The organism is Pseudoalteromonas shioyasakiensis (assembly GCF_001550135.1).
Classification (GTDB): domain Bacteria; phylum Pseudomonadota; class Gammaproteobacteria; order Enterobacterales; family Alteromonadaceae; genus Pseudoalteromonas; species Pseudoalteromonas shioyasakiensis.
This window is the reverse complement of the sequence record NZ_LRUE01000023.1, coordinates 75,359-95,206: the sequence shown is the minus strand read 5'-3', so window position 1 is coordinate 95,206 and position 19,848 is coordinate 75,359. Positions and strand designations below refer to the sequence as shown.

Below are 19,848 nucleotides of genomic sequence, written 5' to 3'. Positions count from 1 at the left end.
ATTTATGAACGCTTGGGGTAAAATGCGCCTTCATTATTTTGACTGAGTAATTTTGGGTTACACGCAATGCTGTTAATGATCGACAATTATGATTCGTTTACATACAACCTAGTGCAATATTTTCAGCGCTTAGACCAAGATGTATTAGTTAAACGAAATGATGAGATCAGCATTGCTGAGATTAAACAGCTTAACCCTGAGCACATCGTACTATCGCCTGGGCCATGTTCACCAAACGAAGCGGGGATTTCCTTGCAAGTGGTCGAACAATTAAAAGGGCAGTTGCCAATTCTTGGTATTTGCTTGGGACACCAAACTATTGCTCAGGCTCTAGGTGCTGATGTTATTCGTGCAAAGCAAGTGATGCATGGTAAAACCTCGTTAGTTAAGCATACCAATCAAGGTGTGTTTAATGGTTTGGCAAATCCGCTGACGGTATGCCGCTACCATTCTTTAGTGGTGGATAAACAAAGCCTGCCTAGTGACTTCACTATTACCGCATGGACAGAACAAAATTCTGATTTTGATGAAATTATGGGGATCATGCATAATGATTTAGCACTTGAAGGAGTGCAATTTCACCCCGAAGCAATTTTGACCCAACAAGGGCTTGAATTACTTGCTAACTTTTTAACTCGCTTCTAACCTTAGGCTAGTGAATTAACAAATATGACCGACAATACGCCTGTGCAAATGACCGAAGAAACCCGACAACAAAGGACTGCGATGGTGCTTAATGAGCGCGCGCACGATCTTTTGCTTGGTCACAGTTTTGCACAGCGTCAAATTGGCTTTATTCATACCCTTGAAATTGATTATGGCGAATCAATGGAGCAGCGAACTCTATTAGAAGTAGAAGTTGCTGCCGAGAAAAAACGTCAAAAGAGTAGCACTGCTCACCATAAATACCGTGCACAGGCGAGCAAGCAATTACACCAAGTGATTGAGGCTGCCATGCATAAGCAGCTTGAAGACATTGATTCAGTAATTCATGAAACTATAGGGATTCAAGATAGCGTACCTGCTATTTTAGATATTTTAGCTGTGCGTTCGGCCTCAGTAGGTCGACTAGAGCCGTTAGTTAAAGATTTGAGTTGGTTAGGTCGTGAGCTAGTTGCGTTTGTGAATTTACCTTTCTATCGAAAACAACGTAATAAACACACTTCAGTTCAAGTCGATAACCCACTGTTAGCGCTTCGCTACATTGGTTTAGATAACTTAAAGTTTGTCGTGCCAACCTTTGCGGTACGTCATTGGATGCCACACAGTACAGAGCCATTTCCACTACTAAAGCGTCGACTTCGTGATAACTCAATGGCGTGTGCCATTGCTGCTCAAGAACTTGCTAAATTAAATGGTGTAAATGAGGTGCACGCGTTTACCTTAGGTATGCTACTCGACGTGGGTAAGATAGCGCTAGTACGTATATACCTTCGTATTTTTGAGTTAGTTTGGCAGCGCCAAGTAACGAAAGCCCGTGATGAGCAAAAGAAAGATCTACACACAGCTTTATTAGAGCTAAAACCGGATCCTTTATTTTTAAGCACCTTGCTAAATAAGCAGTCGATGAAGGTAACAGCCACCGTAATTGAGAAAATGGCTTTTAGGTATTTGCCATTTAATGCGGTAATGCAGCAGTTAACTACACCTTTAGCTAAAAACGATGAGTATTTGCCGCTTACCAAGGTGATTTTAAAAGCACGTTGTTACGCTCAATATTTAAGTTTAAATGAGCATCAACTAGTCGAAAATGACGAAACTGAGCGTTGGTTTGCACACTTCGATTTCACTAAAGAAGAGCTTGATCAGCTAGCAAAATGCAATTTTGATCGCTTTCATATTCAAATTAATTAAAAAAATTGTTAATTTTTTTGCGACTATTCATTCATTGTTTATCAATCCGCAGTGACAAATTTTTTCTCTTTAGCCTCTGCTTGGCTCACTAGCCGTACGCCTTTTTATAGTATTTAGAGCAAAAAATAGCCTTCAAATAGTTATTCACTATCCATGAAAAAATATCTCAAGCCCTTTATTTTCAAGGGCTACATGAAAGTTTTCTAAGAGACAGGACGAAAATTTTCTGGAATAATGGATGAATGAAAATTGAACCAAAGAGTAATTTTGGTGATTTTGCGCTAAGCTCAATCGACTAAGTAAAATGGCTTAGTTTAGCTTTAGAGCGCCACCTTACTCTGAGTGTGCTTACAATTATGAGGATATAAAATGACAGTCAATCGCGAATTATTTGATCAAGTAATGGTTCCTAACTATGCACCATCAAGTGTTATTCCAGTTCGAGGCGAAGGCTCTCGCGTATGGGACCAAGAAGGTCGCGAATTTATCGATTTTGCTGGTGGTATTGCTGTTAACTGTCTTGGCCATTGTCACCCAGCTCTTGTAAGTGCATTAAAAGAGCAAGGCGAAAAAATTTGGCACTTATCAAATGTAATGACTAATGAGCCAGCGCTTCGCTTAGCTAAAAAGCTAACTGACGCAACGTTCGCTGAAAAAGTATATTTTGCTAACTCTGGTGCAGAAGCTAACGAAGCGGCACTTAAACTTGCACGCCGTTTTGCACTTGATAACTTTGGTGAGCAAAAGTCACAAATTATCTCATTCAACAAAGGTTTCCACGGCCGTACCTTCTTCACAGTAACAGTAGGTGGTCAAGCTGCATACTCTGATGGTTTTGGTCCAAAACCTGGTGATATCGTTCACTGTGACTACAACGATTTAGCAGCATTTGAAGCGCTTATCTCAGACAGCACTTGTGCAGTAATGATGGAGCCTCTGCAAGGTGAAGGCGGTATCATTTCGCCAACTGCTGAGTTTGTTGAAGGTGTTCGTGAGTTATGTACAAAGCACAATGCACTACTTATCTTTGATGAAGTACAAACAGGTGTTGGTCGTACGGGCGAGCTTTATGCTTATCAAGGTCTAAATGTAACTCCTGATATCTTAACGACTGCAAAAGCGTTAGGTGGTGGTTTCCCTATCGGTGCAATGATCACCACAACTGATATTGCTAAGCACTTAAAAGTAGGTACTCATGGTTCTACTTACGGTGGTAACCCACTTGCGTGTGCAGTAGCAGAAGCTGCATTCGACACAGTAAATACTCCTGACGTACTTAATGGTGTTAAAGAAAAGTCAGCGTTATTCCGCGAGTTATTAACTGCGATTAACGAAAAGTACAATGTATTCACTGAAATCCGTGGCGAAGGCCTATTAATTGGTGCTGTAGTAACAGAGCAATTCAAAGGTCGTGCAAAAGAGTTTTTAGTGGCTGGTACAGCAGAAGGCGTTATGTCTTTAGTGGCTGGCGCTGATGTTGTTCGTTTCACTCCGTCACTTGTAATTCCAGAAGCTGATATCCGCGAAGGTATGGCTCGTTTCGAAAAAGCAGTTGCAAAAGTCGTTAACGGCTAAACGAAACTGTCATTTCAGGGCAAGTTAAGCTTGCCCACATTTCTTAATTTACCGTTATTTATAAGGGAGCAAGCGGACTTATGATGATCCTTCGCCCAATCCAGCAAAGCGATTACCAAGCGTTAGTAAAGATTGCTGTTGAGTCAGGCCATGGCTTTACGTCTTTGCCTAATAATGAAGAGTTATTACAAAAGAAAATTGATCATTCTGTCAGCTCATTTGCAAAAGCAGCACAGCAGCCAGGTGATGAAGGTTACTTGTTTGTTCTTGAAGATAGCGAAACGGGTGAAGTTGTAGGGACTTCGGGTATTGAAGCTGCTGTTGGTTTAGATGATGCTTTTTATCATTATCATTTAAGCAAAGTAATTCATTCTTCTCGTACGCTAGACGTGTATAAAGCCGTTGATATTTTAACTCTGTGTAATGATTACACCGGTGCAACTGAGCTATGTACATTATTCTTAAAAGATGGCTACCGTAAAAATAATAACGGTAAATTGCTTTCAAAAGCGCGTTTTATGTTTATTAATCAACATAGAGAACGTTTTGCTGACACCGTCATTGCTGAAATGCGTGGTGTGTCTGACGAAAGCGGCGAAAGCCCATTCTGGCAATGGCTAGAAGAGCACTTTTTCTCAATGGACTTTCCAACGGCAGATTACTTAACGGGTATTGGCCAGAAAGTATTTATTGCTGAGTTAATGCCTAAATACCCAATTTACGTCAACTTACTGAGCAAAGATGCACAAGCTGTGATTGGTCAAGTACATGACAACACACGCCCTGCGATTGAACTATTAAAGAGCGAAGGTTTCACCTTTAATGGTTATGTAGACATTTTTGATGCAGGCCCAACTGTTGAAGCAAAAGTAGATAACATTGCTACAGTCAGAAATGCCCACACAGTTAAAGTTGAAATTGGTGAAAGCCAAGGCGACACCACGGTATTGTTAGCAAATGATAAAATTGCTGATTTTAGAGCAACCGTGACTCAAGTTAGCCTATCATGCGATGCCGATAGCATCGTAATCTCAAGTGAACTAGCAAAAGCACTTCACTTAGAAGCGGGTGATTCAGTATCACTTGCAGAACTATAGAATTCAGGAGACATATTAATGACTCATGCAGCGCAATTTATTAATGGTCAATGGCAAGCAGGCCTAGGTCATACTTTTCAATCTGTAAACCCAGCAAATAACGATGTAATTTGGCAAGCAAACACTGCCACCGCAGAACAAGTAGACGGCGCAGTCGCTGCTGCACGTGAAGCGTTTTACAGCTGGGCTGATAAAACATTTGCAGAGCGTTTAGCGATTGTAAAAACATTCGCAGAAACACTGAAAGAGCACAGCGAAGAATTAGCGATTGCTATCGCACAAGAAACCGGTAAACCACTATGGGAAACACGTACTGAAGCAGGTGCGATGGTGGGTAAAATTGCTATCTCTGAAAAAGCATTTTTAGAGCGTACAGGCGATGTTGAAAACCCAATGCCACAAGGTCGTGCGATGATCCGTCACAAGCCGCATGGTGTTGTAGCTGTGTTTGGCCCTTATAACTTTCCTGGTCACTTACCAAATGGTCACATTGTACCTGCACTATTAGCAGGCAATACCGTGGTATTTAAACCGTCTGAGCTAACGCCAGCAGTTGCTGAGTTAACGTTAAAGTTATGGCAAAAGGCGGGTCTCCCTGCAGGTGTTATCAACCTTGTGCAAGGTGAAGTAGAAACGGGTAAAGCGCTTGCATCTCATAAAGGGATCGACGGTTTATTCTTTACTGGCTCTTCGCGCACTGGTCATATTTTACATGAGCAGTTTGCTGGTCAACCGGGTAAAATCTTAGCTTTAGAAATGGGTGGTAATAACCCGCTTATCGTTACTGATGTTGCTGACACTAAAGCGGCTATCCACGATATTATTCAATCAGCGTTTATCTCTACAGGTCAACGTTGTACGTGTGCGCGTAAGTTATTCTTACCTGCAGGCGAGCAAGGTGATGCCATCTTAGCGGGTCTTATTAAAGCAACTAAAGCTATTAAAGTAGGTGACTACGACGCAGAAGAGCAACCTTTCATCGGGTCAATGATTTCTTCAGCAGCAGCAGCTGGTATGGTCACAGCACAACAGCAACTTGTTGAGCTTGGCGCTGAAGTGTTAGTTGAGCTAACGCACAAAGAAAATACCGGCTTTGTGACACCGGGTATTTTAGAGTGTACAAATGTCGCTAACTTCCCAGACGAAGAGCACTTTGGACCACTGCTTAAAGTATTCCGCTTCACTGATTTTGATGCCGCTATTGATAAAGCGAATGACACAAGCTTTGGTTTATCAGCTGGTTTATTAAGCGACAGCGCAGCAGATTACGACCATTTCCTTCGTCGTATTCGCGCAGGTATCGTAAACTGGAACCGTCCTATCACAGGTGCATCAAGTGCAGCACCATTTGGTGGTATTGGTGCATCAGGTAACCACAGAGCAAGCGCATATTATGCTGCTGACTATTGTGCATACCCTGTCGCTTCGGTAGAGCTTGAAAAAGTAGCAATGCCAGCGACATTAAGCCCAGGCTTAAAAATCGATTAATAATCGTAAATTATTATAAAAAGCAGCTTCGGCTGCTTTTTTTGTATGAGATGCTTGGCAAAGGTAGCAATTAAAAGCGCTTTCTGCTTAAATCTAAAGAGATAGTTTTTTATTAGGTGTGCAGTCGTATGGTTTTAGATAGGCAAGGGTACGATGATCTTGTCATGTATCTCACTCAAAATTTAGCGCTTTTTGAGAAGCCGGGTCAAATTAAACCAGGAGCTCCAACAGTGTTAGAGCTGATTGAAGACGTGATAGCAGAAAATGTCATGTTACTTTGCGAGCAACACACAGAGCTTAATACTGAACAACGCAGCCAAATTGTTCGCGAAGTCGACGGTATCGTATATGACTTACAAGAAGTGCTGAGCAGCGTTACAAATCACACAGTAACCGTTGAACAACACGCGTTTATTGATGAGTTTGCTGGATTAGTAAAAAACTTATTCGATAGTGCTGTTGTAGAAAGTGCCTAACTTATAAAGCACAACACAATTTCTAGTCTTTAAGCGAGCAGCTCAAAGTTAGCAACTCGCTTTCCTTTAAAGCTCACCTCTTATCCCTTGCATCTGTGTGTGACTTGCTTACAATCAAGCAAAATAACTTTAAGAGATAAAGCACATGCAAGCGAATGTAAAATGGGTAGAAGGCGATACGTTTATTGGCCTTTCAAATTCAGGTCACAATGTAGTTTTTGATGCAGGTAGCGATAGCGCTGCGCCAAGCCCAATGGAAATGGTTTTAATGTCAGCGGGTTGTTGTTCATCTGTTGATGTTGTTAGTATTTTAAAAAAAGCAAAACAGTCATTTTCTGATGTGCAAGTTAAGCTATCTGCAGAGCGTGCTGAGTCAGCACCTCGCGTGTTTACCAAGATTAATCTACACTTTGTGGTTACCGGTGATAATGTCTCTGAAAAGCACCTTGCAAGAGCGGTACAATTATCTGCTGAAAAGTATTGTTCTGTAGCCTTAATGCTTGATAAGACAGTAGAAATTACGCATAGTCATGAAGTTGTGCAAGAACAGGTAAAATAACGCTTTTTCCGAGCAGGAAATTCGTATAAAATCCGCGAACTTTTATTTCTGCTGGTGCAGGTTTCACTCGTTTTAAGGTTGGTTTAGCATGAATAAACCCTTCGATAAAATTAAGCTTCATGGCTTTAATAACTTAACTAAGAGCTTAAGTTTTAGTATTTACGATATTTGTTACGCAAAGACGGAACAACAGCGTAAAGAATATATTGAATATATCGACGAACAGTACAGTGCTGATCGCCTTACCGATATTTTAGGTGAAGTTGTGGATATTATTGGCGCAAACATTCTAAATGTTTCTCGCCAAGATTATGATCCGCAAGGCGCCAGCGTAACAATCTTGATCTCTGAAGAGCCAATTGAGCAACAAACAACGTATGACGTTGATGAAGCGCCGGGTCCTCTTCCTGAAACAGTGGTAGCACACTTAGACAAGAGCCACATTTGTGTTCACACATACCCAGAAGCACACCCTGATGATGGTATTTGTACGTTCCGTGCTGATATCGAAGTATCAACGTGTGGCATTATTTCGCCATTAAAAGCGTTAAACTTCTTAATTCACAGCCTTGAGTCTGATGTTGTAACAATTGACTACCGCGTACGTGGTTTTACTCGTGACGTTGATGGTGTAAAACACTATATCGATCACGCGATTAACTCAATTCAGAACTATATGACTGAAGATACCAAAGAAGCGTACCAAATGATGGACGTGAACGTGTATCAAGAGAACTTGTTCCACACGAAGATGATGTTAAAAGAAACTGACTTGAATACTTACCTATTCGGTGTTTCTACAGCAGATCTTTCGGAAGAAGAAGAAGAAGTTATCTACTCTAAGCTGACCCGCGAGATGCAAGAAATCTTCTACGGTCGCAACTTACCAGACACTGAGTAAGTCACTATAGCTTTAAAGAAACGGCGCGTAATGTAAGTTACGCGCCGTTTTTTTATGCCTCATTGACTGCACTCATCTGTACTTATATGCTGATTAAAAGGCCAATTTAAGGATAGATATGTCAGTTGTTCTCTCGCAGTCAGTATTTTTAGCAGAGCAAGTTCGTGACCATGAAGGACCCGCAGCTAAGCGCTCTGGCGTTACCTTGTATGAGCTTATGGAGCGAGCAGGGCTGGCGACTTATCAGCAAGCTATCAGCTATTTTCCTAAAGCAAGTACATTCGTAGTGTTAGCGGGCGTTGGTAACAATGCCGGTGATGGTTATGTTGTTGCTCGCTTAGCTAAACAAGCGGGCAAACAGGTTACGGTTATTACAGCAATATCTGATAAACCTTTTAAAGGTGATGCGCTCAGTGCTCAGCAAGCTTGGCTTGACGCCGGAGGGGCAATAACCGCTGATGCCAGTGCTATTGAGCGTGCAGATATCATTATTGATGGCCTGCTTGGCACAGGAATTCAAAGCGCGGTGCGCGAGCCTTTTTCACAGCTGATTAAAGCTGCCAACGAAAGCCAAGTGCCGATAGTTGCTATTGATCTACCCTCAGGTATTCATGCCGACACAGGTGTCATACAAGGAGTCGCAATAAAAGCCGCGCTTACTGTGACTTTTGTGGGGATTAAACAAGGTTTAGTGACAGGGCAAGGTAGAGCGCATGCAGGGACATTAGAGTTTAATGATTTAGGTATTGAAGATGCCTTTTTAAAACAGACATCACCCACGGCTGAGCTTATCAATTATCAGAGCCAAGCTAGGCTTCCTAAGCGCGATAACAACAGCCATAAAGCCAGCCATGGTAAATTGCTGTGTGTTGGTGGTAATGCTGGCACTGCAGGCGCTATTCGTTTAACCGCAGAGGCTGCGCTTCGCAGCGGTGCGGGCATGGTCAAAGTGTATACCCATAGTAGCTCTATTCTACCTGTGAGTATTGGCCGGCCAGAGCTAATGGTGACAGATACAAACCTGATTAGCGCCCTAGAGTGGGCAACCTGTGTTGCTATTGGCCCAGGGCTTGGCCAAGACACTTGGTCGGAAACAACCTTTGAAGCAGTAATGCAGTATTGCTTTACTAATAACAAGCCTCTGGTTATTGATGCTGATGCACTTAATTTAATGGCTCAGCATGCTTCGTCATTTCCATTTGCTAATACCGTTATTACACCACACCCCGGTGAGGCTGCCAGGTTACTTAATTGTCGCGCTAGCGATATTGAAGAAAATCGCTTTCATGCAGTAAAGCAGCTCGCACGTAGCTATACCACTACTTGTGTACTCAAAGGTGCTGGCAGTTTAATTGCTGATAATAACCAAACATGGGTGTGTACCGACGGTAACCCTGCACTTGCGGTTGGCGGCAGTGGCGATGTATTAACAGGTATCATAGCGGCATTGATCGCACAGGGGCTTACTCCTCAGCAAGCAGCGTGTTTAGGTGTAACCTTACATGCAAAAGCCGGTGATATTGCCGCAGAACGTGAAGGTGAAAGAGGCATGTTAGCGAGTGACTTGTTTGCGATAGTGAGGGAGTTGGTTAATGGCAGCTTTAAGCTGTAAGTTTTAAGCGATAAGACTAAGTGAAATACATCATAAATCGAAAAATTTATATTAAGAAAAAGAATGCAAGAAAATAAAAATCATATCTGCCATTACACATCAGCTGAAGGCTTGATGGGAATACTTAATAGTAAGCAATTATGGGCAACACATCCTAGGTACTTGAATGATACTGGGGAGTTTAACGCGGCTTTTAATTATATTCTTAGGGACAAAGATAAAATTCAAAGGATAGTAGAAGATTTATTTGGAAGCTATTACTCAGATCAACAATTATCTCAAGGCAAGAAAGGGCCGCTTGATTTTATAAAGAGTGAAGAAGAAGTGAGCTTCGTAAGAGAGCAAGTCAGAAAGCTAATATCTGAAGCAGATCAGAATATGAGTGAAAACATATATGTTACTTCATTTGCTAATTATGAAGGGATAGATAGCAATACACATTGGCTATCTTACGCCCATAATATCACTGGGTATTGTATTGTTTTTGATAAAAAGGAGTTGATTGAAAATGTAATTGAGGGGGTGAATATAGAATTTGAAAGTGTTTACTACGGGGAAACACCAGACGAAATTTTGAATAAAGTTGCTAAAATAATATACGAAGAGCTTGTATATTTTTATCAAATAGCAAAACTATCTGAGAAGCAAGGTTATAGTCTAGATAATGAGGCTGCAATTCATAGGGCTCACTCGTTTTTGAAAATGAACAATTTATTGGCAATGTATAAACAAGTTTCTTATAAAAACGAATTAGAAATTAGATTACTTGTTTCCAGGTTAGATCGTATAAAAAATAATGGCCAAATAATTGAAGAGTATGATTCTTCGGAATTCCCAGAATTAAATTTTAGAATCTCAACCAATGGGGCATTCATACCATATCAACCTGTGCCGATAGACCTAAATGCTATCAAGAAGATTATAGTCAGGTCTGATTCTCATATTGAAAGCAAGGTAAAGAGTACAGAAATGTTACTCAGGAAGTTTGATGTTGAAGCTATAGTTGAGCAAAGCACGGCTACTTTAAGAACCACCTTGTAAATTGTAATATTTTCCAACCTAAGCATAATTGAATAGAGCCTAGAGCCTAGAGCCTAGAGCCTAGAGCCTAGAGCCTTAGATGTTGGGGGCGCTTGTGAACTTAGCTATTAGTTTATTGTTCTGTTAAATGGTACAAACAATCTAGGCAAAGTAACTTGGACTCGCATGCTATCTTAAATTCTTACTTCTCGAATCCTGTCGATTATTAAAGTGTTGATTTTCATTGCTTTTATTTCTATCCTGTTTTTTGGTTTTAAATTTAAATCTTCGCGGTAACACCAGTAAATTTTTTGTAAATTATTATTGGTTGTAAATTGACTTTTTTGGGATTGTCTACAAATATTAAGCCGCAGTTTCAGAAAAGCTCGTTTCGCCATGTCTCGGGAATGTTTTATACACCTTATAAAATTGCCTCATACTGCTTCACTAAACTTCTGGGTGATGTTTGGAATGCACATTCCAACCCTACCAAATTTAAGGATATAAATATGAATAAGCACTTACTTATTTCAGGAGTGGCCTCGTGTTTTGTGTCTGCAGTGGCATTTGCAGATGTGACAGCTATGACTGGAACTATTCACTTACAACCCACAAATGGCAGTATTAACGGTTCGACAATCTCAATATCCTCTGAGCAGGTTATGTCGGGTGGATCGTTTGGAACTTACACTACGCAGCAAATGTATGAAGATGGTTTTCGTACTGAAGATGGAAAATTTGCGATGCAAATGTTCAACTATGGCTCAGGCATAGGGGCATTTGATATTCGTCCAAGACCAACCAGTTATACAATCATTAATGATGGTAGTGCATTATATGATGTTCCTTGGGGAGGGTTAACTTGGTTAATTTACACAAATGATGCAACGTACGGCACTGTTTTGGCTGTATGGGATGATATGCCGGCATCATTAACTTATTCATGTGATGATTATTGCCTTGTTTCAACTATCAGTGACCCGATAGGTATCGTTGATGAAGATATGGATCAAGACGGTATACCTGATGCTGTCGATAATTGCCCTGAAGTTGCAAACCCTGATCAGCTAGACTTTGATCAGGATGGTCAAGGTGATGAGTGTGATGCCGATGTTGACGGCGATGGAGTAAATAATGATTTTGATTACTGCCCAGACACTCCTGCTCTAGAGGCGGTAACCTATGAAGGATGTTCAGTTGAACAACATATGGCTGCACAATGTGGTGAATCGTCAGAGTTTGCTAACCATGGTAAATACGTCAGTTGTGTTGCAAAAGCGGCTGAACAGCTTTTAGATCAAGCTTTAATTACCGAAGAGCAAAAAGACGCGATTGTCAGTGAAGCTGCTAAATCAGATAAAGGTAAACCTAAGCAAAGTAAATCAAAAAAGTAAGGAGCTTAGAATAGCTCTTATCAAATAATTTATAAATCAGACTAAGTTTCTATAATCGTAAAAAAGCCCCTAAAAACATGTGTTAATAGGGGCTTTCTTTTGAAGGGGAGGTACCTTCGGGTAATATCTTTAAATAAAGATTTTTACCGGGGGGATGATTACATCATGCCGCCCATACCACCCATGCCGCCCATGCCGCCCATATCTGGAGCAGCTGGCTCATCTTTCGGGATTTCAGCAACCATAGCTTCAGTTGTGATCATAAGACCCGCGATTGAAGCTGCGTACTGTAGTGCAGAACGCGTTACTTTAGTTGGGTCTAAGATACCCATTTCGATCATGTCGTTGTACTCGCCTGATGCTGCGTTGTAACCGTAGTTACCTTCACCGCCTTTTACTGAGTTAACAACAACAGATGCTTCGTCACCTGCGTTAGTTACGATTTGACGAAGTGGTGCTTCCATCGCACGTAGTGCAACTTTAATACCGTGGCTTTGGTCTTCGTTGTCGCCAGCAAGTTCAACAAGTTTGCTTGCTACGCGAACTAGTGCAACACCACCACCAGGTACAACACCTTCTTCAACCGCTGCGCGAGTTGCGTGTAGTGCATCTTCAACGCGGTCTTTCTTCTCTTTCATTTCGATTTCAGTTGCTGCGCCAACTTTGATTACTGCAACACCGCCAGCTAGTTTAGCCATACGCTCTTGTAGTTTCTCTTTATCGTAGTCAGACGTCGCTTCTTCGATTTGTGCTTTGATTTGTGCAACACGACCATTGATGCCGTCTTCTTCGCCTGCACCGTCGATGATTGTTGTATCATCTTTAGTGATCACAACGCGCTTCGCTGTACCTAGGTCTTCGATTGTCGCTTTTTCTAGCTCTAAACCGATTTCTTCAGAAATAACAGTACCACCTGTTAATACTGCGATGTCTTGCAGCATTGCTTTACGACGGTCGCCAAAACCAGGAGCTTTAACCGCAGATACTTTAACGATACCGCGCATGTTGTTCACAACAAGTGTTGCAAGTGCTTCACCTTCAAGGTCTTCAGCAATGATAAGTAGTGGCTTGCTAGCTTTAGCAACAGCTTCTAATGTAGGTAGTAGCTCACGGATGTTAGATACTTTTTTGTCTACAAGTAGAATGAATGGGTTGTCTAGCTCTACAGCGCCTTTTTCAGCGTTGTTGATGAAGTATGGAGAAAGGTAACCGCGGTCAAACTGCATACCTTCAACTACGTCTAGTTCGTTTTCTAACGACTGACCTTCTTCAACAGTGATAACGCCTGAATCACGGCCTACTTTTTCCATTGCTTCGGCAATGATGTCACCGATTTCTTTATCAGAGTTAGCAGAAATAGTACCTACTTGTGCAATTGCTTTAGTGTCTGCACATGGAACAGAAAGTGCTTTAAGCTCTTCAACTGCCGCAGTAACTGCTTTGTCGATACCGCGCTTAAGGTCCATTGGGTTCATACCCGCTGCAACTGCTTTTAAGCCTTCGTTTACGATAGCTTGCGCTAATACTGTTGCAGTTGTTGTACCGTCACCAGCAGCGTCATTCGCTTTAGACGCTACTTCTTTAACCATTTGTGCGCCCATGTTTTCGAACTTGTCTTCAAGCTCGATCTCTTTTGCTACAGATACACCATCTTTAGTGATCACTGGAGCGCCGAATGATTTGTCTAATACAACGTTACGGCCTTTAGGACCTAAAGTTACTCTTACTGCGTTTGCTAAAATATTTACGCCAGTTAGCATTTTGCCACGTGCGTCACCTGCAAAAAGTACTTCTTTTGCTGCCATGATTAAATTCCTCTTAAATTCTGTAAACGGGTTGCTAAACGAAAAGTAGGATTAGCCTACAATGCCTAGAATGTTATCTTCACGCATGATCAGGTACTCTTGACCTTCGATCTTTTCAGCTTTTTCAACATAAGAGCCGAACAGCACAGTGTCACCGGCTTTAACTTCTAATGCTCTTACTTCACCGTTGTCTAAAACACGGCCATTACCAACAGCGATAACTTCTCCGCGAGTTGATTTTTCAGCTGCAGAGCCAGTTAATACAATACCGCCAGCAGACTTAGTTTCTTCTTCTAGACGCTTAACGATGACGCGATCATGTAAAGGACGAATGTTCATTTATTTAGTTCTCCTAACAGTTTCTGAACAGTACAGAAAAAATCTTGTGTTATTGCAGGGGAGTGCTAAGCCACCCGTTGCGTTTCATTGCATTCATTAATGGGGGTGGCTTAAAAAAATCCAAGTACAAAAATTAAAAAATTTTAATCTTTTCGCTCAAATTCACCATCAATAGTTGTAGGTTGATGGTTTGGCTCTTCATGAGTGGTTGTTTTACTATGATATTGGAAGTGTGCAGAGCCTTGATTTGCCTGCGAACTCATACGTACAGTCGCTTGGCTGGCAAGGCCTGCAGCCAGTTTGTTGCGGATTGCTGGCGTAAGTAGTAAAAAGCCAAAAAAGTCAGTCATGATGCCTGGTGTCATTAATAAAACACCGGCGATAATGACACATAATCCAGTAAATAATTCTTTTGCAGGCATTTGCCCTTGTGCCATTTGTAATTGCACGTTTTGAATCGCGCCCATACCTTGCTGCTTCACTAATTTCGCACCGACAATCGCGGTCACAATTACAAGCGCTATGGTGGCAAAGCCGCCGATCACTTCACTCACTTGGATGAGTAACGCGATCTCCACAATCGGCACTAAAATAAATAACAAAAACAAAAATCTAAACATAACGCTCTCTAAAAAATGTCATTCTCTTTCGAGTCAGTGAAATATAAATTGGGGTGAGCAGGTCATTTTTCAAGACGGAACCTAGGATCACCTTGCTCGCTACACATTATAGTTACTATCGGATACTATGGTGCGACTCACGTAATCAAATAAAGGTTCCTTATGACTACGCATTTTCGACTTATTTTTACTACTTGTGCAAATGAGGCTGAAGCCCGTCAGTTGGCACAACATCTAGTTAAAGAAAAGCTAGCTGCTTGTGTGAACATTTTGCCTACTATTGAATCTATTTACATGTGGGAAGGCGAGGTGACTCAAGCTATTGAGAGTAAGTTACTGATCAAAACTAAGTCAGAAAAAATGAATGAGGTGATCCAAACTATCAAGAAATTGCATAGTTATGAGGTGCCTGAAATTCAGGTCGTTGATGTGGCTACAGGCAATTTAGCCTATTTTAATTGGATGGATGAGGTACTTAATTAATGCGATCGTTCCTTTTATTACTTTGTGCATTGTGGCTAATGCCAGCAACCGCGAGTAATAACAATTTACTTGGAAATCTACTACAACCTGCGGAGCAAACATTTCTCCCAGTTGATCAGGCTTTTGTTTTCGATTTTGACCAGCAAGGCAAAACCTTATTTATTGGCTGGGATATAGCGCCTGATTATTACCTTTATAAAAAGAAAGTCGAAATTATTGCCAAAGGCGCAGATATTGAAATTCCTGATCTTGGCAAGGGCGTGATTATTGAAGATGAATTTTTTGGTAAGACCGAGGTATTCTTTGATTCGTTAAGTGTGGTTTCTAAGCTTAGTAACGTCACAGAAGGTGCGGTTGTTAAAGTGCGTTTTCAAGGCTGTGCTGAGGCGGGGTTATGTTATCCGCCAGAAGTTAGAACCATTCCTTTATCTGTGATTGCAGGTGAGCAAGTATCACAGGCTGCAGATGCGGGGAATGCATTGGCTGCATTAACACAAGCAGCCGATACTAATGAAGCGTCATCAGCCCCTTCTCAAGAAGTTTCAAAACCAGCTGGTGAGCAGTCATATACCGATAAGCTGGCATCGCAAGGTTTACTGACTAACCTAGTAATCTTCTTTTTAGTTGGTGTTGGTCTTGCCTTTACGCCATGCGTATTCCCAATGTTTCCGATTTTGTCGAGCCTTATAGCGGGTCAGCAGAATTTATCGACTAAAAAAGCGTTCTCGCTGTCGTTTGTATATGTACAAGGTATGGCCGTTACTTACGCAGCACTGGGCTTAGTGGTTGCATCATTAGGTGGGCAAGTACAAGGGTATTTACAGCATCCTACTGTACTAATTAGCTTTAGTATCTTATTTGTATTATTGGCAATGTCGATGTTTGGCTGGTACGAAATCAAATTACCTAGCGGCATGATGAATAAGCTCACTCAGGTTAGTAACCAGCAAAAAGGCGGCAACTATGTTGGCGTATTTATGATGGGTGTATTGTCTGGTTTGATTGCCTCACCGTGTACAACAGCACCATTGTCAGCTGCTTTACTTTATGTGGCGCAAAGTGGTGACTATCTTGTCGGTGGTTTAACACTTTATGTGCTCAGTTTAGGCATGGGCTTACCGTTATTATTACTGGGGACTTCTGGCGGTAAATTACTACCAAAAGCCGGTGGTTGGATGGAGCAAGTGAAAACCCTATTTGGTTTCATTATGCTAGTTGTACCACTTATTCTGCTTGAGCGTATTGTTGATATTGAAATCATTTGGTTAATGGCGGGTTTATTAGCACTTGCTACAGCGCTTTATTTACACCATTGGCAAAGTGGTCAATCACAAGGCAAGCTAAAAACAGCATTGTGGTTTGCTGCAACCTTATTGGTTGTGACTGGGGCGAGTTTAACGAAAAATTATTTTTGGCCTAGTAAAGCGGTGGTTGCTGAAGCTGCTGTACAAACACATGGTTTTAGACAAGTTGCTAATCTAAGTGAATTAAAAGAAGAAATTGCACAGGCAAGTAGCGAGGGGCGCTTAGTGATGGTCGACTTATATGCCGACTGGTGCGTTGCGTGTAAAGAGTTTGAGCACTACACGTTTCCTGACGCTAAAGTGCAAGAGCAATTTGCTCACTTTGAGTTAATTCAAATCGATTTAACACAAAGCGATGCAAAAACCATAGAGCTAATGGAAGAATACACGGTATTTGGGTTGCCGAGCATTTTGTTCTTTGATAGCCAAGGTAATGAGCTTTTAGAGCAACGTGTAACAGGCTTTTTAAATGCCAAAGACTTTGCAGAACATTTAGCAAAAGTTCGAAATATCGCTAAATAAACGCAAACGTGCAAGAAAATAGCAAAACGCCACTCATCTGAGTGGCGTTTTTGTATCTGCATCGTAAAAAATACTTATTTTAAGTGAAAAATGGCAAATTCACTGATTGAAGCTCAATTAATCAGCAGGAAAACGCTTAGAATGACCCTGTTGTGTGCCTTGCTATGCTTGACTTTGCCACGAATAGGGAGTGATTAGACCAGTATTTTGCTGCTATTTACGTCGAAATATCTATAATAGGTGGTTAACGTGAGAAATAGTTGCTATTTTACATCAGCACGCTTAGGTTAAGCGTGGGTTTATGATGAATATGGTTAAACTGCTTACTTATAGGATATATCGCGTATTATGGCTGCAAAATTCAAACTTTTAGTTCTAAATGGGCCAAATTTAAACATGCTTGGCAAGCGTGAACCAGAAAAGTACGGTACTCAATCTCTTGATGAGATTATAGCTGAACTTAGTCAGGTTGCTGCCGGTCTCAATGTTGATTTAACGCATTTCCAAAGTAACAGTGAAGCTGCATTAATAGAACGCATTCACGATGCATGGCAAACGGTTGATGCAATTATTATCAACCCTGCTGCATTTACGCATACAAGCGTAGCCTTACGGGATGCATTACTTAGTGTAAACATTCCCTTTTACGAGGTGCATTTAACTAATGTGCATGCTCGAGAAGCATTCCGTCATCATTCGTATTTTTCGGATGTGGCACAAGGCGTCATTATTGGATTAGGAGCAATGGGTTATAAGGTGGCACTTGAAGCTGCTGTTAGCCGGTTGCAAAACACACATTAATTTTTAAATAACTAACAGGCGGGTCGTTCAATGGATATTCGCAAGATCAAAAAACTTATCGAATTAGTAGAAGAATCTGGTATTGCTGAATTAGAAATCACTGAAGGTGAAGAGTCAGTACGCATCAATCGTAACAATATGTCTGCAGCACCTGCAATGCAGTATGCACCACAACAGTTTGCAGCACCTGCGCCAGCAGCGGCACCAGCTCCAGTAGCAGAGGCTCCAGCAGCAGAAGCGGCTGCTCCAGCTGCACCGACTGGCCATCAAGTTAAATCTCCTATGGTTGGCTCATTCTACTCAGCGGCTTCTCCAGAAGCAGCACCATACGTAGAAGTAGGTTCTAAAGTAAATGTTGGCGATACGTTATGTATCGTTGAAGCAATGAAGATGATGAACCAAATCGAATCTGATAAAGCAGGCACAGTAAAAGCTATCTTAGTTGAAAATGGCGAGCCAGTAGAATTCGATCAACCTTTATTCATCATTGAATAATAGCGCAACAAAAGGCCAACTCTATGTTAGATAAAGTAGTCATTGCAAACCGAGGTGAAATTGCACTTCGCGTACTGCGCGCCTGCAAAGAGCTTGGGATCAAAACTGTTGCTGTGCATTCAACGGCAGACCGTGATCTTAAGCACGTGTTACTGGCAGACGAAACAATTTGTATTGGTAAACCAGCAGCCACTGAAAGTTACTTAGATATTCCGCGCATTATTGCAGCGGCAGAAGTAACAGACGCAGTTGCTATCCACCCAGGTTATGGTTTCCTTTCTGAAAATGCAGACTTTGCTGATCAAGTTGAGCAAAGCGGCTTTGTATTTATCGGTCCTAAAGGCGACACAATTCGTTTAATGGGTGACAAAGTTTCTGCAATCGAAGCGATGCGTAAAGCCGGTGTACCTTGTGTACCAGGTTCTGATGGCCCATTAACGGCAGACAGCGAGCGCAACATTCAAATCGCTAAGCGTATTGGTTACCCTGTAATCATTAAAGCAGCAGGCGGCGGCGGTGGTCGTGGTATGCGTGTTGTTCGCAGCGAAAAAGAGCTGGTTGATTCAATCGCTCTTACTCAGCAAGAAGCTAAGCAGTTCTTCGGTAATGGTATGGTTTACATGGAAAAATTCCTTGAAAACCCACGTCACATCGAAGTTCAAGTACTTGCAGACGGTCAAGGCAACGCAGTTCACTTAGGTGAGCGTGATTGTTCAATGCAACGTCGTCACCAAAAAGTTGTTGAAGAAGCGCCAGCGCCAGGTATCACAGCTGAAATGCGTAAGTTTATCGGTGACCGTTGTACTCGTGCATGTATCGAAATTGGTTATCGCGGTGCAGGTACGTTCGAATTCTTATACGAAAACGGCGAGTTCTATTTCATTGAAATGAATACCCGTATTCAGGTTGAGCACCCAGTAACAGAAATGGTTACTGGCGTTGACTTAATCAAAGAGCAGCTAAAAATTGCAGCTGGTCAGCCACTATCATTCACACAAGAAGATGTGGTTATTCGTGGTCATGCAATTGAGTGCCGTATTAATGCGGAAGACCCTGACACCTTTATTCCATCACCAGGTAAAATCACGCGATTCCACCCTGCTGGCGGTTTAGGTATTCGTTGGGACAGCCACATCTACGCAGATTACACAGTACCACCTCATTACGATTCAATGATTGGTAAGCTGATCTGTTACGGTGAAAACCGTGATGTAGCTATTGCTCGTTCACGCAATGCGTTAAACGAATTAGTAATTGATGGCATCAAGACCAACACACCACTGCACAAGAAAATCTTGGCAGATGAGAACTTCCAAAACGGTGGTACAAACATCCACTACCTTGAGAAGAAACTAGGTCTGTAAACAAAATTCTGTTTAAGCTAAAAAGCCGGCAACTTTGCCGGCTTTTTTTTGTCAAACTAGGCATAAGAGCGGCTCTCGCCTTACAAAATTATTCTGGTATGATTAACAAAGTAATGTGTTTTTAGTTTTTCATGAGGTA

Annotated in this window: 19 protein-coding genes; 16 read left to right on the top strand and 3 right to left on the bottom strand. The window is 41.7% G+C overall.

Annotation, left to right across the window (positions count from 1 at the left end; translation table 11 throughout):
• Nucleotides 1-66: 66 nt before the first annotated feature.
• The 11 genes from PASHI_RS18620 (at nt 67) to PASHI_RS18570 (ending at nt 11,976) form a co-directional block, all read left to right on the top strand.
• Nucleotides 67-645 carry an anthranilate synthase component II gene (locus PASHI_RS18620; protein WP_054552416.1) on the top strand — a complete coding sequence of 193 codons (579 nt, stop codon included), beginning with the start codon at nt 67-69 and terminating at the stop codon, nt 643-645.
• A 48-nt stretch (nt 646-693) separates the two neighbouring features.
• On the top strand, nt 694-1,854 hold the full coding sequence (locus tag PASHI_RS18615; protein WP_062566687.1) for an HDOD domain-containing protein: 1,161 nt from the start codon (nt 694-696) through the stop codon (nt 1,852-1,854).
• A 369-nt stretch (nt 1,855-2,223) separates the two neighbouring features.
• The gene (locus tag PASHI_RS18610; RefSeq protein WP_054563477.1) at nt 2,224-3,429 is read left to right on the top strand and encodes an aspartate aminotransferase family protein; all 1,206 of its coding nucleotides are present in this window, start codon (nt 2,224-2,226) and stop codon (nt 3,427-3,429) included.
• 80 nt (nt 3,430-3,509) lie between these two features.
• Nucleotides 3,510-4,526, top strand: a complete 1,017-nt coding sequence (astA, locus tag PASHI_RS18605) for an arginine N-succinyltransferase (RefSeq protein WP_054563478.1) — start codon at nt 3,510-3,512, stop codon at nt 4,524-4,526.
• A gap of 18 nt (nt 4,527-4,544) precedes the next feature.
• Nucleotides 4,545-6,014 carry a succinylglutamate-semialdehyde dehydrogenase gene (gene astD, locus PASHI_RS18600; protein ID WP_062566651.1) on the top strand — a complete coding sequence of 490 codons (1,470 nt, stop codon included), beginning with the start codon at nt 4,545-4,547 and terminating at the stop codon, nt 6,012-6,014.
• A 128-nt stretch (nt 6,015-6,142) separates the two neighbouring features.
• Nucleotides 6,143-6,490 (top strand): DUF3802 family protein, encoded by a 348-nt coding sequence (locus PASHI_RS18595; RefSeq protein WP_054563480.1) that lies wholly within the window; start codon nt 6,143-6,145, stop codon nt 6,488-6,490.
• Nucleotides 6,491-6,635: 145 nt separating this feature from the next.
• A complete protein-coding gene (locus PASHI_RS18590) occupies nt 6,636-7,049 on the top strand; it encodes an OsmC family protein (protein WP_055020887.1) in 414 nt (137 codons plus the stop codon).
• An 88-nt stretch (nt 7,050-7,137) separates the two neighbouring features.
• The gene (gene speD / locus PASHI_RS18585) at nt 7,138-7,950 is read left to right on the top strand and encodes an adenosylmethionine decarboxylase (RefSeq protein ID WP_054552422.1); all 813 of its coding nucleotides are present in this window, start codon (nt 7,138-7,140) and stop codon (nt 7,948-7,950) included.
• A 118-nt stretch (nt 7,951-8,068) separates the two neighbouring features.
• Entirely contained in the window at nt 8,069-9,562 is a 1,494-nt protein-coding gene (locus tag PASHI_RS18580) for a bifunctional ADP-dependent NAD(P)H-hydrate dehydratase/NAD(P)H-hydrate epimerase (RefSeq protein ID WP_062566650.1), read from the top strand.
• A 63-nt stretch (nt 9,563-9,625) separates the two neighbouring features.
• Nucleotides 9,626-10,603: a DUF2971 domain-containing protein gene (locus PASHI_RS18575; protein ID WP_062566649.1), complete on the top strand. Its 978-nt coding sequence runs from the start codon at nt 9,626-9,628 to the stop codon at nt 10,601-10,603.
• Between the two features lie 488 nt (nt 10,604-11,091).
• The gene (locus tag PASHI_RS18570; protein WP_062566648.1) at nt 11,092-11,976 is read left to right on the top strand and encodes a thrombospondin type 3 repeat-containing protein; all 885 of its coding nucleotides are present in this window, start codon (nt 11,092-11,094) and stop codon (nt 11,974-11,976) included.
• Nucleotides 11,977-12,134: 158 nt separating this feature from the next.
• Here the strand turns inward: PASHI_RS18570 and groL are convergent, their stop codons facing one another.
• From groL to PASHI_RS18555, 3 genes are all read right to left on the bottom strand, one after another.
• Entirely contained in the window at nt 12,135-13,781 is a 1,647-nt protein-coding gene (gene groL / locus PASHI_RS18565; RefSeq protein WP_062566647.1) for a chaperonin GroEL, read from the bottom strand.
• A gap of 51 nt (nt 13,782-13,832) precedes the next feature.
• Nucleotides 13,833-14,120: a co-chaperone GroES gene (locus PASHI_RS18560; protein WP_036973362.1), complete on the bottom strand. Its 288-nt coding sequence runs from the start codon at nt 14,118-14,120 to the stop codon at nt 13,833-13,835.
• A gap of 143 nt (nt 14,121-14,263) precedes the next feature.
• Nucleotides 14,264-14,740: an FxsA family protein gene (locus tag PASHI_RS18555; RefSeq protein ID WP_054552425.1), complete on the bottom strand. Its 477-nt coding sequence runs from the start codon at nt 14,738-14,740 to the stop codon at nt 14,264-14,266.
• Between the two features lie 162 nt (nt 14,741-14,902).
• On the opposite strand from PASHI_RS18555, the gene cutA reads away from it, so the two are divergent.
• The 5 genes from cutA to accC all read left to right on the top strand — a co-directional run bounded on the left by cutA (nt 14,903) and on the right by accC (nt 19,709).
• Nucleotides 14,903-15,223, top strand: a complete 321-nt coding sequence (gene cutA, locus PASHI_RS18550) for a divalent-cation tolerance protein CutA (protein WP_054552426.1) — start codon at nt 14,903-14,905, stop codon at nt 15,221-15,223.
• Nucleotides 15,223-17,049: a protein-disulfide reductase DsbD gene (locus PASHI_RS18545; RefSeq protein WP_062566646.1), complete on the top strand. Its 1,827-nt coding sequence runs from the start codon at nt 15,223-15,225 to the stop codon at nt 17,047-17,049. The genes cutA and PASHI_RS18545 overlap by 1 nt, the downstream gene beginning before the upstream one ends.
• Before the next feature lie 348 nt (nt 17,050-17,397).
• Nucleotides 17,398-17,850, top strand: a complete 453-nt coding sequence (aroQ, locus tag PASHI_RS18540; RefSeq protein ID WP_062566645.1) for a type II 3-dehydroquinate dehydratase — start codon at nt 17,398-17,400, stop codon at nt 17,848-17,850.
• Between the two features lie 30 nt (nt 17,851-17,880).
• Nucleotides 17,881-18,345, top strand: coding sequence for an acetyl-CoA carboxylase biotin carboxyl carrier protein (gene accB, locus PASHI_RS18535; RefSeq protein ID WP_054552429.1), 465 nt, complete (start codon nt 17,881-17,883; stop codon nt 18,343-18,345).
• Nucleotides 18,346-18,368: 23 nt separating this feature from the next.
• Nucleotides 18,369-19,709 carry an acetyl-CoA carboxylase biotin carboxylase subunit gene (gene accC, locus PASHI_RS18530; protein WP_062566644.1) on the top strand — a complete coding sequence of 447 codons (1,341 nt, stop codon included), beginning with the start codon at nt 18,369-18,371 and terminating at the stop codon, nt 19,707-19,709.
• The last annotated feature ends 139 nt before the right edge of the window (nt 19,710-19,848 follow it).

What these genes read in the sequence shown, in the direction of transcription:
- PASHI_RS18620 (WP_054552416.1), top strand. Translation starts at nt 67, where the DNA reads ATGCTGTTAATGATCGACAATTATGATTCGTTTACATACAACCTAGTG.
- PASHI_RS18615 (WP_062566687.1), top strand. Translation starts at nt 694, where the DNA reads ATGACCGAAGAAACCCGACAACAAAGGACTGCGATGGTGCTTAATGAG.
- PASHI_RS18610 (WP_054563477.1), top strand. Translation starts at nt 2,224, where the DNA reads ATGACAGTCAATCGCGAATTATTTGATCAAGTAATGGTTCCTAACTAT.
- astA (WP_054563478.1), top strand. Translation starts at nt 3,510, where the DNA reads ATGATGATCCTTCGCCCAATCCAGCAAAGCGATTACCAAGCGTTAGTA.
- astD (WP_062566651.1), top strand. Translation starts at nt 4,545, where the DNA reads ATGACTCATGCAGCGCAATTTATTAATGGTCAATGGCAAGCAGGCCTA.
- PASHI_RS18595 (WP_054563480.1), top strand. Translation starts at nt 6,143, where the DNA reads ATGGTTTTAGATAGGCAAGGGTACGATGATCTTGTCATGTATCTCACT.
- PASHI_RS18590 (WP_055020887.1), top strand. Translation starts at nt 6,636, where the DNA reads ATGCAAGCGAATGTAAAATGGGTAGAAGGCGATACGTTTATTGGCCTT.
- speD (WP_054552422.1), top strand. Translation starts at nt 7,138, where the DNA reads ATGAATAAACCCTTCGATAAAATTAAGCTTCATGGCTTTAATAACTTA.
- PASHI_RS18580 (WP_062566650.1), top strand. Translation starts at nt 8,069, where the DNA reads ATGTCAGTTGTTCTCTCGCAGTCAGTATTTTTAGCAGAGCAAGTTCGT.
- PASHI_RS18575 (WP_062566649.1), top strand. Translation starts at nt 9,626, where the DNA reads ATGCAAGAAAATAAAAATCATATCTGCCATTACACATCAGCTGAAGGC.
- PASHI_RS18570 (WP_062566648.1), top strand. Translation starts at nt 11,092, where the DNA reads ATGAATAAGCACTTACTTATTTCAGGAGTGGCCTCGTGTTTTGTGTCT.
- groL (WP_062566647.1), bottom strand. Translation starts at nt 13,781, where the DNA reads ATGGCAGCAAAAGAAGTACTTTTTGCAGGTGACGCACGTGGCAAAATG.
- PASHI_RS18560 (WP_036973362.1), bottom strand. Translation starts at nt 14,120, where the DNA reads ATGAACATTCGTCCTTTACATGATCGCGTCATCGTTAAGCGTCTAGAA.
- PASHI_RS18555 (WP_054552425.1), bottom strand. Translation starts at nt 14,740, where the DNA reads ATGTTTAGATTTTTGTTTTTGTTATTTATTTTAGTGCCGATTGTGGAG.
- cutA (WP_054552426.1), top strand. Translation starts at nt 14,903, where the DNA reads ATGACTACGCATTTTCGACTTATTTTTACTACTTGTGCAAATGAGGCT.
- PASHI_RS18545 (WP_062566646.1), top strand. Translation starts at nt 15,223, where the DNA reads ATGCGATCGTTCCTTTTATTACTTTGTGCATTGTGGCTAATGCCAGCA.
- aroQ (WP_062566645.1), top strand. Translation starts at nt 17,398, where the DNA reads ATGGCTGCAAAATTCAAACTTTTAGTTCTAAATGGGCCAAATTTAAAC.
- accB (WP_054552429.1), top strand. Translation starts at nt 17,881, where the DNA reads ATGGATATTCGCAAGATCAAAAAACTTATCGAATTAGTAGAAGAATCT.
- accC (WP_062566644.1), top strand. Translation starts at nt 18,369, where the DNA reads ATGTTAGATAAAGTAGTCATTGCAAACCGAGGTGAAATTGCACTTCGC.